The sequence below is a fragment of the Enterovibrio calviensis DSM 14347 genome (genome assembly GCF_000621165.1).
Classification (GTDB): Bacteria; Pseudomonadota; Gammaproteobacteria; order Enterobacterales; family Vibrionaceae; genus Enterovibrio; species Enterovibrio calviensis.
On record NZ_KK211219.1, the window covers coordinates 509 to 16,901 of the forward strand.

Annotated in this window: 11 protein-coding genes, 3 tRNA genes and 1 pseudogene; 8 read left to right on the forward strand and 7 right to left on the reverse strand. The window is 48.0% G+C overall.

Features of this window, described 5'->3' with window-relative positions; all coding sequences use genetic code 11:
- Positions 1–243 precede the first annotated feature (243 nt).
- On the reverse strand, positions 244–537 hold the full coding sequence (locus Q365_RS0123905) for a SemiSWEET transporter (RefSeq protein ID WP_028025732.1): 294 nt from the start codon (positions 535–537) through the stop codon (positions 244–246).
- Positions 538–641: 104 nt separating this feature from the next.
- On the reverse strand, positions 642–1,532 hold the full coding sequence (gene ilvY / locus Q365_RS0123910; RefSeq protein WP_028025733.1) for an HTH-type transcriptional activator IlvY: 891 nt from the start codon (positions 1,530–1,532) through the stop codon (positions 642–644).
- A gap of 153 nt (positions 1,533–1,685) precedes the next feature.
- Here ilvY and ilvC point away from each other — a divergent pair, with 153 nt between their 5' ends.
- Positions 1,686–3,170: a ketol-acid reductoisomerase gene (gene ilvC, locus Q365_RS0123915; protein ID WP_028025734.1), complete on the forward strand. Its 1,485-nt coding sequence runs from the start codon at positions 1,686–1,688 to the stop codon at positions 3,168–3,170.
- Positions 3,171–3,268: 98 nt separating this feature from the next.
- Here ilvC and ubiK read toward each other — a convergent pair whose 3' ends face one another.
- From ubiK to Q365_RS0123935, 4 genes and pseudogenes are all read right to left on the reverse strand, one after another.
- Entirely contained in the window at positions 3,269–3,529 is a 261-nt protein-coding gene (gene ubiK / locus Q365_RS0123920) for a ubiquinone biosynthesis accessory factor UbiK (RefSeq protein ID WP_028025735.1), read from the reverse strand.
- Between the two features lie 186 nt (positions 3,530–3,715).
- Positions 3,716–6,775 (reverse strand): multidrug efflux RND transporter permease subunit, encoded by a 3,060-nt coding sequence (locus tag Q365_RS0123925; RefSeq protein ID WP_028025736.1) that lies wholly within the window; start codon positions 6,773–6,775, stop codon positions 3,716–3,718.
- Positions 6,776–6,784: 9 nt separating this feature from the next.
- Positions 6,785–7,789: pseudogene (locus Q365_RS0123930) on the reverse strand (efflux RND transporter periplasmic adaptor subunit); the annotation flags it as partial.
- Between the two features lie 92 nt (positions 7,790–7,881).
- Positions 7,882–8,469: a TetR/AcrR family transcriptional regulator gene (locus Q365_RS0123935; protein ID WP_028025738.1), complete on the reverse strand. Its 588-nt coding sequence runs from the start codon at positions 8,467–8,469 to the stop codon at positions 7,882–7,884.
- A gap of 216 nt (positions 8,470–8,685) precedes the next feature.
- Here Q365_RS0123935 and rep point away from each other — a divergent pair, with 216 nt between their 5' ends.
- A complete protein-coding gene (rep, locus tag Q365_RS0123945; protein ID WP_028025739.1) occupies positions 8,686–10,704 on the forward strand; it encodes a DNA helicase Rep in 2,019 nt (672 codons plus the stop codon).
- An 80-nt stretch (positions 10,705–10,784) separates the two neighbouring features.
- On the opposite strand, the gene Q365_RS0123950 is transcribed toward rep, so the two are convergent.
- On the reverse strand, positions 10,785–11,204 hold the full coding sequence (locus Q365_RS0123950) for a c-type cytochrome (RefSeq protein WP_028025740.1): 420 nt from the start codon (positions 11,202–11,204) through the stop codon (positions 10,785–10,787).
- A 342-nt stretch (positions 11,205–11,546) separates the two neighbouring features.
- Here Q365_RS0123950 and Q365_RS0123955 point away from each other — a divergent pair.
- The 6 genes from Q365_RS0123955 to dppC all read left to right on the forward strand — a co-directional run bounded on the left by Q365_RS0123955 (position 11,547) and on the right by dppC (position 16,389).
- A tRNA-Arg gene (locus tag Q365_RS0123955) sits at positions 11,547–11,623 on the forward strand.
- A gap of 38 nt (positions 11,624–11,661) precedes the next feature.
- A tRNA-His gene (locus Q365_RS0123960) sits at positions 11,662–11,737 on the forward strand.
- Positions 11,738–11,739: 2 nt separating this feature from the next.
- Positions 11,740–11,816 (forward strand) — tRNA-Pro (locus Q365_RS0123965).
- A gap of 979 nt (positions 11,817–12,795) precedes the next feature.
- The gene (locus tag Q365_RS0123975; protein ID WP_028025741.1) at positions 12,796–14,388 is read left to right on the forward strand and encodes an ABC transporter substrate-binding protein; all 1,593 of its coding nucleotides are present in this window, start codon (positions 12,796–12,798) and stop codon (positions 14,386–14,388) included.
- Between the two features lie 70 nt (positions 14,389–14,458).
- Positions 14,459–15,472: an ABC transporter permease subunit gene (locus tag Q365_RS0123980; RefSeq protein ID WP_028025742.1), complete on the forward strand. Its 1,014-nt coding sequence runs from the start codon at positions 14,459–14,461 to the stop codon at positions 15,470–15,472.
- A gap of 11 nt (positions 15,473–15,483) precedes the next feature.
- Positions 15,484–16,389: a dipeptide ABC transporter permease DppC gene (dppC, locus tag Q365_RS0123985; protein ID WP_028025743.1), complete on the forward strand. Its 906-nt coding sequence runs from the start codon at positions 15,484–15,486 to the stop codon at positions 16,387–16,389.
- The last annotated feature ends 4 nt before the right edge of the window (positions 16,390–16,393 follow it).

Genomic DNA, 16,393 nt, shown 5'->3' on the forward strand with positions numbered 1-16,393 from the left:
CCTTCGGCTTGAGTCCCGGACGTGCGCGTCCCCGGCCGTTCCGCCATTTATTAAGAAGCCTCGCTAGCAATAGCGGGGCTTTTTATCGTCTGTAGTATTTTAATCCTGATAGATAACAAGCCGTTCAGGTGTAGCAGCCTGCCTCAAATACCGTTGTGACGACGTGATTGATACAGGAACATTAAGCCCAAGCTGAATTGCTTGGGCTTTTTGCGTTTGAGCTCATACAAAAAGCGGACAGTGCTATAGCGTTATACCTGTATGAATGACGATCCCTATAACCATTGCTACATACATAATGAAACCCAATCCGTTGCCGACCCATATGGTTGGATTCTTATGGTACAACCCATAGACTGTCCATAATGACGCGATACAAGCGTAAAGAAGCCAAGTGATGAGAGATAAGCCTGCTGCATGTTCACTGTGCGAAAAGTAGAGCTTATAGATCTGAGGGAGTGTTGCGAGTGGGCTAATTAATCCCATCGCCAACATTATGGGTTCTAATGCTTTTCCAACGCGATCGATGAGAGACATGTCTTCTCAACCTATTGATGTGAAATAGGGAGAATAGACGCCATTTCTTTAGTCTGACAAAATCCTAACTAACCAAGCTTGAGACGAAATCGATATTCGTTCAGCTAGATAGTAATGCTTTTGTCTTCTGCGATATCCCACAGCGCTTTAACTAAAGCGTTATTCAGCTGCGAGCGCAGGCTACATACACCAAGTTCGAAAGGTTTGATCGGAGCAAGACGAAGCCTTTCTATTTTTTCTCTCACTGGGCTGTTGTTGATGACGACATCTGGTGCGATACCCATCCCACAACCCAAAGCAACCATACTCACGATGGCTTCATGGCCAGACACTTGTGCATATATGTTGGGTTTTATCTTCATCTGTTTGAACCAAGTGTTGGCTCTTTCTCTGGCGGTACCTGCTTCGGGGACGATGAATGGAATCGCGTGCCAATCAGGCGTTTCTTTTTGCAATGCATCTGCAAAGCTACTGACACCCGCAGGCGCAATAACTGATAGCGGTACTTCGCTAATGGCTTTGAATGCTACTTTGGCTGGCAGTTGCTCGGGTCTTGCGGATATGGCGATATCAGCTTCATCAAGCAGCACTTTGTCGATAGCTTGCGCAGGATCGCCCGTTGAGAGTTTGAGCTCGATAAATGGATGACGAATACGAAACTCTGAGAGTAATTCCGGCAAGTGGCTATAGCTTGCTGTCACTGAGCAAAACAGGCGGAGTTCACCTCGTAAGTCATTTTCTGATGCATCAGCTTGGCTTTGGTATTGTTGCCATTCCGACAGTATTCGCATCGCTATAGGCAATAGTTTTTTTCCTGCAGGGGTAAGCACCACACTGCGATTGTCGCGAAGGAAAAGCTGTTGATTGGCTTCTTGTTCGAGCTTTTGTATCTGCCGACTGAGTGCCGATGGGCTGATGTGCATAGCCGCCGCGGTTTTGGAGAAGTTTTTGCTATCACAAAGGTGGATAAAGAATTGTAGATGTTTGACGTCCATTGTCGTTCTCTATGTTGCATAAATTGCAATTACATGTTGTGAATATATCACTTTAAGCAATTTACCGCCTGATCTATTATGAACCCAATTCGATGTGGCAGCTTGTCATGCTCACGTCGCTCAAGGACAGATTTTTCTTACGGAGTATTCGACATGTCTAACTATTTCAATACCTTGAATCTACGCGAGCAATTGGCTCAACTAGGTGTTTGCCGTTTTATGGACAAAGCGGAATTTGCCAATGAAGCGGATTACCTAAAAGGTAAGAAAGTGGTTATTGTTGGTTGTGGTGCGCAAGGTCTTAACCAAGGCCTAAACATGCGTGACTCTGGCCTAGACGTGTCTTACGCGCTTCGCCAAGCTGCTATCGACGAGCAGCGTCAGTCTTACAAGAACGCCAAAGAAAACGGCTTCAACGTAGATAACTACGAAAACTTGATCCCACAAGCAGACTTGGTCGTTAACCTAACGCCAGACAAACAGCACACCAGTGTTGTTAGTGCTGTGATGCCATTGATGAAACAAGGCGCTGCACTGGGCTACTCGCACGGCTTCAACATCGTTGAAGAAGGTATGGAAATTCGTAAAGACATCACAGTAGTGATGGTTGCGCCTAAGTGTCCAGGTACTGAAGTACGTGAAGAGTACAAGCGTGGTTTCGGTGTTCCTACTCTGATGGCCGTTCACCCAGAGAACGACCCACAAGGTGAAGGTCACGAAATCGCAAAAGCTTGGGCTGCTGCAACGGGTGGTCATCGCGCAGGTGTTCTTGAATCATCTTTCGTTGCTGAAGTGAAATCTGACCTGATGGGTGAGCAAACCATTTTGTGTGGCATGCTTCAAGCGGGTTCTATCGTATGTTACGAGAAGATGGTTGCTGACGGTATCGACCCAAGCTACGCAGGTAAACTGCTGCAGTTCGGTTGGGAAACGATCACAGAAGCACTGAAGTTCGGCGGCATCACACACATGATGGATCGTCTGTCTAACCCTGCGAAGATCAAAGCATTTGAACTGTCTGAAGATCTGAAAGATCTGATGCGTCCGCTTTACAACAAGCACATGGACGACATCATCTCTGGCCACTTCTCATCAACGATGATGGCTGACTGGGCAAATGATGACGCAAACCTATTAGGCTGGCGTGAAGAGACGGCAGAAACTGCATTCGAACAATACCCAGATTCAGACGTTAAGATCTCTGAGCAAGAGTACTTCGACAACGGTATCTTGATGGTTGCAATGGTTCGCGCAGGTGTTGAGTTGGCGTTTGAAGCAATGACAGCATCAGGCATTATCGAAGAGTCTGCATACTATGAGTCACTGCATGAGCTTCCATTGATTGCCAACACTGTTGCACGTAAGCGTTTGTACGAAATGAACGTGGTAATCTCTGATACTGCTGAATACGGTAACTACTTGTTCGCAAACGTTGCAACACCGCTACTGCGTGAGAAGTTCATGCCGGGTGTTGGCACTGACGTTATTGGTAAAGGCCTTGGTGATGTAGGCAACGACGCTGACAACGCAACCTTGATTGCTGTTAACGACGCACTACGCAGCCACCCAGTAGAGTGGATTGGTCAAGAGCTACGTGGCTACATGACTGACATGAAGCGCATTGCGGTTGGTGACTAACCATTTCGCACTGACGAATTGAATACGAAAAACCCGGCGAAAGCCGGGTTTTTTAATTCTGGGTTTTGCTTTAAAGCTGATTTATTGAGTGGCAATGATTAAGCGTCAGATTTCTCGTTTAGCTTCTGCTCGAACTCTGCCAACTTCTGCTCCATTTCACTCAGCTTTTGACGAGTGCGAAGGAGAACTTGGGTTTGCACATCAAACTCTTCTCGGCTCACTACATCTAGTTTAGCGAGTTGTCCTTGAATCACTTCACGTACTTTCTGTTCAACGTCATTGCCCAGATCCTTCACTGGCTTTGGCATTGACTCATGAATTTGCTTGGCGATTTGCTCCAGCTTTTTGGGATCGAACATGCGTTACTCCTTATTTTGATGCCGTTATTCTAAGCAACACGACTGCTTTTGTCGAAACTGTCTTTTGCACATTTGTCGGATGGCGATGCTTTTCTATACGAGAAAATACAAAAAGGGTCTCACAAAGAGACCCTTTATTTTGATGTGAAGATTCACATCGACATCAGTACATTAATGTTTGCTGTCTTATGCCTTCAAGTCTTCTTCAAACTCAGGTAGCGGCTCATGGCGGCTAGCCAGGTAAGAATAGATGACAGGTAGCACGAACAAGGTAAACAGCGTACCAATCGTCAGACCTGCGACGATAACAATACCGATACTGAAGCGTTGAGCTGCACCAGCACCCGTTGCGTACATCAGTGGGATAAGACCCGCGATCATCGCTGCCGTAGTCATCAATATCGGGCGTAGACGGACTTTCGCCGCTTCCATCACCGCATCCATTTTGCTCAGGCCATTATGGAGCTGCTCTTCTTTGGCTACTTCACAGATCAAAATACCGTGCTTGGTAATCAGACCAATCAAAGTAATCAAACCAACCTGCGAGTAGATGTTCATGGTTGCCGCGCCAGAGGCCAACGCAATCAATGCGCCACAAATAGCCAACGGAACAGATACCAAGATCACCAGCGGGTCACGTAATGACTCGAACTGAATCGCCAGAACCAAGAAGATAACGGCCAAAGCCAGCATGAAGGTACCGACAAGTGCGCTGCCTTCCGTCACGAACTGACGAGACTCACCAAGGTAATCATGCTGATAACCTGAAGGTAATTTTTCTGCCGCGACGTTTTCAAACCAGTTGATCACATCACCCATTGGCATACCAGCAGCTGCAACACTGATCGTCGCTGAGTTCAGCTGGTTGAAGTGAGGCAGTGCACGTGGCTCTGCAATCACATCGATAGTAATGAGCGAGCCCAAAGGTACGGCATCACCATTTGCTGAACGAACGTAGTAACCTTTCACAGACTCTGGGTTTTGGCGGAATTTACGCGCAACCTGTGGGATTACCTCGTAAGAGCGGCCATCAAGGTCGATACGGTTAACATAACCATCCGCCATCATGGTGCCCAAGGTAATACCAATGTCCTGCATTGTTACGCCATAAGCGCCGGCTTTGTCTTTGTCGATGTTGATCTTCATCGTTGCTGAATCGAAGTTCAAATCCATGTCTGAGTAAACAAACTGAGGATTGCTCTTCACTTCCGCCAAGATATCAGATGCCACTTGGAACAAGCTTTCGAAGTTGTTCGGCGTGGTAATAACAAACTGAATCGGCAAGCCTGAAGATGCACCTGGCAGCTCAGGCATCTGGAAGGCGGTAACAGCCATTCCTGGGATGTCCTTCACTTCCATGCCCATACGTTGCACGACATCAGCCTGACTGGCTTCACGCTCACTCCATGGAACAAGTGAGGCAATACCAAACGCCTGATTAGACTTAGGCACACCAGAAAACACCTGAGAGAACGCCACTTCCGGTTGTTCAGCCAGTTTCTGGTTAACTTCTGCCATGGTGTTTTGAATGTAATCAAGGTTGGCCGTAGACGGCGCAGTACCCATCATTACCAACACACCTTTATCTTCTGCCGGTGCGAGCTCACTTGGGATAAGCTTGAACAGCATTGGCAAGCTTGCGAACACAATGACCGCGAAAGTGATGATCACAGGACGCATGCCCATCACGCCTTTCAGCATTTTGGCGTAGCGCTCAGTCATCGCTTCAAGGAAGTGGTGAACCTTTGCTTCGAATTTGCTTGGTTTCTCATTGGCTTTCAGCATCTTCGAACACATCATTGGAGACAGTGTCAGCGCGATAATACCGGAGACAAATACCGCGCCAGCAAGGGTCAACGCGAACTCTTTGAACAGCGAGCCCGTGATACCACCCATCAAAGCGATAGGCGCATACACTGCTGCCAGTGTGAGTGTCATCGAAATAACTGGCACTGCAATTTCACGCGTACCAATGATGGCAGCGCGGAAAGGCGGTTCCCCGAGCTTGATATGCCGGTCAACGTTCTCCAAAACGACGATTGCATCATCGACCACCAGACCGATGGCCAATACCATTGCCAGCAGCGTCATCAAGTTCAACGAGAAGCCGAATAGCTCCATCATCATGGCCACACCAATCAAAGACAGTGGGATGGTGATGATAGGGATCAATACTGCACGGAATGAACCCAAGAACAGGGTAATCACTACCAGTACAATCAATGCTGCTTCGATGATGGTTTTAACAACCTCATAAATCGATTCGTTGATCGCAACGGTCGAGTCGTAAAGGATGTTCATCTTGATGTTGCTTGGCATGTTGCGCTCAAGATCAGGGAGCTTCGCGAGTACATCTGCCGCAATGTTGATTGGGTTGGCTGTTGGTGCCGCGTTGATTGCTGCAACTACTGCCTCAGAGCCATTTGCCGTTGCGCGGTAAACATCGTGACTTTTCTCTAGCGAGACGTCAGCAATATCACCAAGGCGAAGCACTTGACCGTTTTGAGTAGACACAACAAGACGCTTAAGCTCTTCCGTATCCGAAACCTGCGTGTTTGCTGAGCCGTTGTATACCATGTAGGTACCAATCGACTGACCTGTCGCAGATTGGAAGTTGTTGGCGTTTAGCACGCCCATCACATCCGTTGCGGTGAGGTTGAAAGCAGCCATCTTCGCAGGGTCTAACCAAACGCGTAGGGCGTATTTCAGACCACCATAAAGATCGATACTCGCCACACCACCGACCGTAAACAGCTGTGGTTTGGTTACACGCTCTAGGTAGTCAGTGATTTGGCTTGAGTCGAGTTCTTCAGACGTAAAGCCGATGTACATCACCGCCGTCGTAGAGCCTGTAGACATCGATACCGATGGGTCTTCAGATTCGCCAGGTAGCTGAGCACGTACCGAGTTCACCTTCGCCAATATATCTGCAAGGGCGGCATTCGGGTCGGTGTTGAGCTTCATATACGCCGTAATCGTCGACGAGCCCAAGACAGACTCAGATGTCATGAAGTCGATGTTGTCAGCTTGCGCGACCGCTTGTTCAAGCGGCGTGGTAATAAAGCCCTGAATGAGATCAGCACTCGCACCATAGTAACTGGTAGAAATGGTGACCACGGTATTGGTCATATCCGGATATTCGCGAACCTGCATCTTGAACATAGACTGCAGGCCCAGCAAGGCGATCAAAAAGCTGATCGAAATTGCTAACACCGGACGCTTTATGAAAATATCAGTGAATTTCATGGCGGCCTCTTACAGTTGTGGCAGCTCAGCCGGTGGGTTTAGGGCATCGCTTTCTACAACATTAACCTTGGCACCGTTACTCAAGCGAACTTGACCCGACGTCACCACTTTGTCGCCAGCTTTCAAGCCTTCAAGCACTTGTGCTATGTGACCTTTACGCTCACCAACTTTTACCACTTGCTGATACGCGCGCATTTCACCGTCTTCTTCACGAAGTACGTACACATTCTCACCGTATAGGGTGAAATTGATGGCGGTTTGCGCCACGACGACTTGATTCTCGAACGTCGGCAGAATGATATCCGCACGAGCAAACATACCTGAACGCAACTGACCGTGGTTGTTTGGAATATCAGCCTGTACTTGGATCAAGCCACTTTGGTAGTTAACCGCAGGTTCAATCGCGCTGATTTTCCCCGTGAACGGAGTGTCAGGATACGCATCGACAGAAATGTCGATTTGCTGACCCAGCTTGATTTTCGCAATATCCGTTTGAGGAACCGTAAATCGCAGGCGCATGATAGAAGTGTCTTCTAGACGCACAATCTCATTGCCCGGCTGCAAATACTGTCCAAGGAACACGTTACGCAGACCCACGATGCCATCGAATGGTGCATCAATGGTGCGACGGTCAATCGACGCGTTAAGACTTTCTATGTCCGCTTGAAGTGAACGGAAGTTCGCTTCTGCTTCGTCCAATGCTTCTTTGGAAATTGACCCTTTGCGGAACAAGCCTTGGTAGCGTTTGTACTTGGCTTCAGCCGCAGGCAGGCGAGCTTGAGTACTCTTAAGGTTCGCGACTTCCACTTTTGAATCGAGCGCCAGTAGAACATCACCGGTTTCTACGTTTTGACCTGATTCGAAGTTGATGGTTTCGATAACACCGCTCACTTCACTGGTCAGTGTGACACCTTGATTGGGTTCAACGAAGCCGATGGCTTGGATGGTTGGTACCCAATCGGTTGATACCATTTCAGTAACCGTCACCGGGAACTCAGCCTCAGGCATGTTCTTAAAGGCTTCGTACTTACCTAGGTTATCATTAAGTTTGTAGAGGACTGGCGCGGCCATAGCGGCCACAATGGCTAGCATAATCAACCATTTCTTCATGTAGATTGCTCCGATTCTTTATGAAGGCAAATTGCGTCCCAGCAAGCGTTGATCACGCCATCAAGTGCTGTTTCGTCAAGGGTAATAATCCCTTTCACCTGTTTCCGTGCTAAACAAATCGCCGGTTCAATACCTATGCCGGACAGCACGTCGGTGGAAAGGGGTTTAAACGTTCCATCTGCGATGCCGAGTTCAAAGAACTGATGAACAGCAGAAAAAGCCTCTCTTTCTGCTACTCGCTGCTCGCCATTGTTTTGGTAAGGCAGACTGTCGAACTGTTCTCGGTTAATCGCGTTGTCGTCACGGCTGATCGTTAATCGCCAAGCGTTTAACCACAGCGTGACAAATTGTTGTTTCAAAGACATGTTATGACTGAAGCCTCCGAGCATCTTGGTCGCACACTGGCGAACAACATGACTCCTTAGCTGACTTAACAAATCTTCTTTGTCCGAAAAGTAACGGTAAATGGTTCCCGCAGCGACACCAGCTTCTTTTGCCACCATCTGCATAGAGAGGCGGTCAAAACCGTGTTTTGCGAGTAAATGTTCCGTTGCTTCTAGGATCTGTGTTTTCTTATCAGACATAACACAGCGCTCTCAATGAATGAACGTTCATTCATTGTATGTTTTTTGATGCGTGCTGCAAGATAAAGTCGGCATTGAATTTATTGAATTTTTTATCGTGGGCAAGGTGAGTGTGCTTTTCTTCGCTATCCAAACAAATTCTCGCTGAACAAGCATCTTGAGATGGCTGGGTATACAATACACAGGCTAACTATTGCCTAAATCATCGAGGACACCATGAAACTGAACCCAGCCCAAAATGACGCCGTCCACCACGTGTCCGGACCGTGCTTGGTATTGGCAGGCGCTGGCTCAGGGAAGACACGCGTTATCACCAATAAAATCGCGTACCTCGTGCAACAGTGCGACTACAAAGCGCGCCATATCGCGGCGGTGACGTTTACCAACAAAGCAGCGCGTGAGATGAAAGAACGTGTTGGTCAAACGCTGGGCAAACAAGAATCGCGTGGTTTGACGGTGTCGACGTTTCATACCCTCGGCCTCAATATCATTCGTCGTGAATATAAAAGCTTAGGATTGAAAGCCGGGTTCTCTCTATTTGACGACCAAGATCAGATGGCACTGTTAAAAGAGCTCACAGAAGATGAGCTCGAGGGCGACAAAGATTTGCTTAAGCAATTGCTGCATACCATCTCCAATTGGAAGAACGACATGCTGACTCCGCAGCAGGCAGAATCTGCCGCGATGGGAGAGCGAGACCAATTGTTTGCGCATTGCTACACCATGTATCAAAAGCAGATGAAGGCATACAACGCACTGGATTTTGATGACCTGATCTTAATGCCCGTGATCTTGCTGAAAACCAACCAAGAGGTGAGAGAGCGCTGGCAGAGCAAGATTCGTTATTTGCTGGTGGATGAGTATCAAGATACCAACACCAGCCAATATCAGCTGGTCAAAATGCTGGTGGGCGAGCGCGCGCGTTTTACCGTGGTTGGGGATGATGACCAGTCTATTTATAGCTGGCGCGGCGCTCAGCCTAAGAACCTCTTGATGCTAAATCAGGACTTTCCAAGCCTCAAAGTGATCAAGCTGGAGCAAAACTATCGCTCAACCAGCCGTATCTTGCGCTCGGCAAACATCCTTATTGCCAATAACCCGCACGTGTTTGAAAAAACCTTGTTCTCGACCTTGCCAGACGGCGAAATGCTAAAAGTGCTCAAAGCCAACAACGAAGACCATGAAGCCGAGCGTGTGGTGGGTGAAATCATTGCGCACCGTTATATGCATCGCTCGGATTACAAAGATTATGCGATTTTGTATCGCGGTAATCATCAGTCTCGTTTGTTTGAAAAAGCCCTGATGCAAAACCGGATCCCTTACAAAATTTCAGGGGGAACTTCGTTTTTCGCGCGTGCCGAAATCAAAGACATCATGGCGTATCTGCGTTTACTGACCAACCAAGATGATGACAACGCCTTCTTACGAATCGTGAACACGCCACGTCGAGAAATTGGCCCAGTGACACTCGAAAAGCTGGGAACATACGCAAATATGCGTGGAAAAAGCCTATTTGCAGCCAGTTTCGAAATCGGACTTCAACAGCACCTGACTGGACGTGGATTAGAATCCATTGAGCGTTTTACCCGTTGGATTGTAGAGCTGTCTGATCAATTCGAACGAGGTGATGCGGTCGATGCTGTTCGCTCGCTCGTGCGTGATTCGCACTACGAAGATTGGCTGTATGAAAGCTCTTCTAGCCCGAAAGCCGCAGAAATGGCGATGAAAAATGTCTCGGATTTGTACAGCTGGATTGTTGCCGACCTAGAAGGGGACAATTACGACAATGAACCTAAGACGCTAAGAGAAGTGGTTCAGCGACTCACCTTGCGAGACATGATGGAGCGCGGCGAAGACAACGATGACGCTGACCAAGTGCAGTTGATGACGTTGCACGCGTCTAAAGGTCTCGAGTTCCCTTACGTGTTCTTGATTGGCATGGAAGAAGGCTTGTTGCCGCACCAATCGAGTATCGATGAAGACAATGTCGAAGAAGAGCGTCGATTGGCGTATGTGGGCATTACCCGTGCGCAAAAAGAAATGACGTTTACGCTGTGCAAAGAGCGCCGCCAATACGGCGAGCTGATTAAGCCGTTGCCGAGCCGCTTTCTTGAAGAGCTTCCGTACGACGATGTTGAATGGGAAGAAAAGAAAAAGCCTCAAACTCAAGAAGAGCGCATGGCAAAAGGAACGGCTGCTATCGCTAACCTACGAGCGATGCTTAACAAAGACTAACGCGAGCAAATCACCACAAACGCTAAATCAACAAAAAGGCGACCCTCGGGTCGCCTTTTTCAATGCTAGGTCGGTATGGTTTACAGTGACAGCATGTGGTCGATTGCTGCGACGATTTCGTCATCCGAACAATCCATACAGGTGCCTTTTGCTGGCATGCCGTTAAAGCCATTGATTGCGTGACCGATCAGTGTATCTCTGCCTTGTGCAATACGAGGTTCCCAAGCTGCCGCATCACCTGCTTTAGGTGCGCCTGCAGCGCCTGTAGAGTGACAGGCCATGCAATAGGTGTTGTATACGGCATCACCTGCACGAGGGCCTGCAGGCACCGCTGCGGTCTCAACAGGGGCTTGGCCTTCTAAATAGACAGAGCCTACTGGTGCGATTCGCTCTGCAATGGCTTCTTCAGACATGTCTGCTGCATTTGCTGCGCCTAGCAGAGACAGCGCGGCGATAGCGGACACTGCTAAACGACGTAAAAAAATTCCCTTTGCGCTCACGGTTTCACTCCCAATATGTTTTTGGCCCCGATAATTCGGGCGTTTTTTATGCTGTTAGTTATTTTTATCACAATTAAAGGGCATTGATCGTCTAACTGGGGCGATCTTTTTAGCATTTGTGATAAGACTGACTACGAAGCTATGCCGTGATTAGGTTAACTCCGTGTAAACACTAAGTGATTATAGCGCTTTAGATTGTTGCGTTAAACCGTTATGATTGCGCCTGTTAGTGCGGTTTTTATTCTGATCGAACAAAAACAGAGCGCTCGGAAAAAAAATTAAAAAAAGTGCTAGACGGCAAGGGGTGATATCCGTAATATGCGACTCCGCCGACAGGGACAAGCGCCCGTAGCTCAGCTGGATAGAGCGTTGGCCTCCGGAGCCAAAGGTCGCAGGTTCGAATCCTGTCGGGTGCGCCAATCCGGATACAGCAAGAAATTGGCAAAAAAATAATGTGGTGGCTATAGCTCAGTTGGTAGAGTCCTGGATTGTGATTCCAGTTGTCGCGGGTTCAAGTCCCGTTAGCCACCCCACTCGGTGAATAGCGCAGTTTGGTAGCGCATCTGGTTTGGGACCAGAGGGTCGGGGGTTCGAATCCCTCTTCACCGACCACATTCAGATTAAGCCCGCTCAATAGAGCGGGCTTTTTCGTATCTGCGGTTTAGAAAAGTGGTTGGATTGCGCCAATCCAGAGCGGGTCGAAGTGTCGAACCATCTGGAAGGCCGCCTCGCTTGATGGTAAGCCCCATCCAATCCCTCTTCACCGACCACATTCAGACTAAGCCCGCTCATTAGAGCGGGCTTTTTCGTATCTGCGATTGAAACTGCATTGGTTGGTATTGGTGAGGTTTTACTTGTGTCTGAAAATGGAAGGTCTTCGCTAAGCTATCGCCGATGGGGGTTTCAATATGGTGCAAAGCGCGCGCTGCAAGTGTTTAATCAATAAGTGTTTCGTTTTTAAGCGTTTTGCCAACGACTGATGAGGAAATTATGTTTTCTTTGAAGTTTGTCATACTGAAAAGTGGTTGTTGTAGTGAAATAAATGCACCAGAACATCAGTTTTTATTCAAAACGCTCAGATTAACCGTTCGATTATTATGCTAATAATTCGATTGAATTTTGGTCGAAAATGCTAATAAATATTTCAAAAATCTCTACATTAATTGGTTTGTATCGTTTGAGGCCGCTATCCTCTCTATTCTGTTGTTAAAATTTGGCTATCGCCCTTTTTTTGTTGTGGTGATGACTATAAGGTAATGATTTACAATTGATTGTGTTCTTTGTTACCGTTTTGCTCCCCCTTTGCCTTCTAGCGTTATATTGACTAAATATGCGTACTGAGAGTGAAAGTATGGAATTTCGTGCTGCTTTGTTGATTTTTTGTGAAATCTTTGCCAGATTGATTTATCAACAAATTGCGCATCGAATGCGCAACTTTTGACTGGTCACTCTCATGCTTTTCGACATGGTTTGCTTGCAGTACTACTGACAAGCAGCCACCGCAAAACTCTTCGTAGGATGGCAAACATGTCGCTTACCTCTGAGCATGATGTGTGATTAATTATTGTTCACATCATATTGGAGCCAAACGATGAAAACAGGAATGTTGAAGCTGAGCGCAGCTTTGATCGCGTCAGCTGTGGCTGCCGGTGTTCAGGCAAAAACCTTGGTTTATTGCTCTGAGGGCTCTCCGGAAGGATTTAACCCATCGCTTTACACGTCAGGCACCACCTTCGATGCCAGTTCACGTCAAATCTTTAATCGTCTTGTTCAGTTTGAACGCGGTACCACCAACATTGGGCCAGGATTGGCAGAATCTTGGACCGTGTCTGATGACGGGATGAAATACACCTTTAAATTGCGTGAAGGCGTGACGTTCCACAAAACGAAAGAATTCTCGCCTACGCGTAATTTTAATGCTGATGACGTGATTTTCTCTTTCATGCGTCAGAAAGATGAAGGTCACCCGTACCACAAAATCTCAGGCGGCTCCTACGAGTACTTCAACGCTATGGAAATGGGTGACTTGATCAAGTCCATCGAGAAAGTTGATGACAACACTGTTGTCTTTAACCTTTCGCGCCCAGAAGCGCCATTCATCGCTAACCTTGCCATGGATTTCGCATCCATAATGTCAGCGGAACAAGCTGATCAGCTATTGAAAGCAGGTACGCCAGAGAAAATCGACTTTGAACCATCAGGTACAGGTCCTTTCAAATTGGCCGGCTACAAAAAGGATTCCACCATTCGCTATTTAGCGCATCCAACATACTTTGAAGGCAAAGCTCCGATTGATCGTTTGGTGTTTTCGATCACGCCTGATGCCTCTGTACGTTACGCGAAGCTGCAAAAAGGCGAATGTCATGTGATGCCTTATCCAAACCCAGCCGATCTCAAGCGCATGCGCACTGATGATGCTGTGAACCTGATGAATCAGGAAGGTTTGAATGTGGGCTACCTTGGCTTCAATACTCAAAAGAAACCGTTTGATGATGTGCGTGTTCGCCAAGCTCTAAACATGGCAGTGAACAAAGAAGCAATCATTGACGCTGTATTCCAAGGTGCAGGTAAAGCGGCGAAGAACCCAATCCCACCAACGATTTGGTCTTACAACGATGCCGTTACAGACTATGCATACGATCTGGATAAAGCCAAGGCGCTGCTGAAAGAAGCGGGTCTGGAAGAGGGTTTCACGACCAATATCTGGGCAATGCCAGTACAGCGTCCTTACAACCCTAATGCACGTCGTATGGCGGAAGTTATTCAGGCTGACTGGGCAAAAGTGGGCGTGAAAGCTGAAATCGTCACTTACGAATGGGGTGAGTACCTCAAGCGTTCTAAAGCTGGTGAGCATGATTCAGTCTTGCTTGGTTGGACCGGTGATAACGGTGACCCAGATAACTTCCTTGCGGTATTGCTAGGCTGTTCTGGTGTCGGCGGTTCAAACCGTGCCCAGTGGTGTCACGAACCGTTTGAAGAACTGATCCAACAAGCGAAGAAAACAGCCGATGTTGCAGAGCGCACACGTCTTTATGAAGAAGCGCAAGTTGTCTTCAAAGAGCAAGCGCCTTGGGTAACTATCGCCCACTCCGTGGTCTTCGAACCTGTTCGTAAAGAAGTGAAAGACTACAAAATTGACCCATTCGGCGGTCACATCTTCTATGGCGTAGATATCCAAGAATAATTGCCATTCCAATTATGCGGCTGCATTTTGCAGCCGCGTTTGCCTTTCTGGCATTTGAGCGAGTCGTTGTATGTTGCAGTTTATCCTTAAGCGATTAGGGTTGGTGATCCCAACCTTCATCGGCATAACCCTGCTTACGTTTTCACTTATCAGAATGATCCCCGGCGACCCCATCGAAGTGATGGCTGGTGAGCGCGGTGTATCACCCGAACGCCATGCGCAGCTGATGGCTGAGTTGGGTCTTGATAAGCCTCTTTTTGAGCAGTATTTCATTTATATCGGTAACTTGCTCCACGGTGATTTAGGTAATTCCTTGATCACGAAAGAGCCAGTGCTGAAAGAGTTTATGACGCTTTTCCCCGCCACCATGGAGTTGGCTTTCTGTGCCGCTCTATTCGCCATTTTGGTGGGCTTACCTGCTGGAGTCATCGCGGCCGTTAAACGCGGCACTTTCGTTGACCATACTGTAATGACGGTCTCTTTGACTGGCTATTCCATGCCTATTTTCTGGTGGGCACTATTACTCATTCTGTTCTTTTCTATTGGGCTCGATCTCACGCCAGTTTCAGGCCGCATGGATGATGCGACCTATTGGGTGGATGAAGTCACGGGATTCATGTTGATAGACAGTTGGCTATCGGGTGAAGAGGGCGCATTCGGCGCTGCTGTGCATCACCTCATATTGCCTGCTATCGCGCTAGGTACGATTCCGTTGGCTGTTATCGCACGTATGACACGCTCTTCCATGCTAGAAGTATTGGGTGAAGACTACATTCGTACTGCACGTGCAAAAGGCTTGATGCCTTGGCGTGTTGTTCTTATCCATGGCCTTCGTAATGCCCTTATTCCTGTGATCACAGTGATTGGCTTGCAGGTGGGTATTTTGCTATCAGGTGCGATTTTGACGGAAACCATTTTTGCGTGGCCGGGGATTGGCAAATGGTTGATTGAATCCATCGGACGTCGTGACTACCCCGTGGTTCAGGGCGGCATCTTGCTGGTTGCAACCATCATCATATTGGTCAATTTATTCGTCGATATTCTCTATGGCGTGGTAAATCCACGTATTCGACACGGTAAATAGGGGGGTGAAAAATGACTGATACAACACAAACCACCAATCCTCCTCAGGAAAAGCAACCGCTCACACCGTTTGCCGAATTCTGGGCATATTTTTCGATGAACAAGGGCGCGCTAGCTGGGCTGATTTATATTGCGGTAGTTATCGTGATTGCAGCGCTTGCGCCGTGGGTTGCCCCTCATGACCCAACCGAACAATTCCGTGATGCGCTGTTAATGCCGCCTGCATGGATTGAAGGGGGATCGTGGAGCTACATTCTGGGCACTGACGATGTTGGACGAGATATCCTCTCTCGCTTGATTTACGGGGCGCGCTTGTCGCTGCTTATCGGTTGCATGGTTGTTGTGATTTCACTGGTGATAGGTGTGTTTCTTGGCCTTTCTGCCGGTTATTTCGGTGGTATGGTGGATACTGCCATCATGCGCTTGGTCGACATTATGCTGGCATTGCCAAGCTTACTGCTCGCCATTGCTATTGTCGCCATTCTTGGGCCTTCGATATTTAATGCTTCTTTGGCGATCTCGTTTGTCTCGCTTCCTCACTATGTGCGCTTAACTCGAGCCTCCGTGTTGTCGGAAATTAATCGAGATTACGTCACGGCTTCTCGCGTAGCAGGCGCTGGTCATTTTCGATTGATGGTGTCAGTGCTTCTTCCTAACTGTTTAGCTCCTTTGATTGTTCAAGCCACCTTGGGTTTCTCTGCAGCAATTTTGGATATGGCAGCATTAGGATTCCTTGGCTTAGGTGCGCAGCCACCCACGCCAGAGTGGGGCGTGATGCTAGCCGATGCACGTCAGTTCATTAACTCAGCATGGTGGGTGGTGACCTTCCCAGGTGTTGCGATTTTGGTGACGGTACTTGCGTTCAACTTGATGGGCGATGGCTTACGCGATGCCCTCGACCCGAAACTCAAGAAGTAGGAGA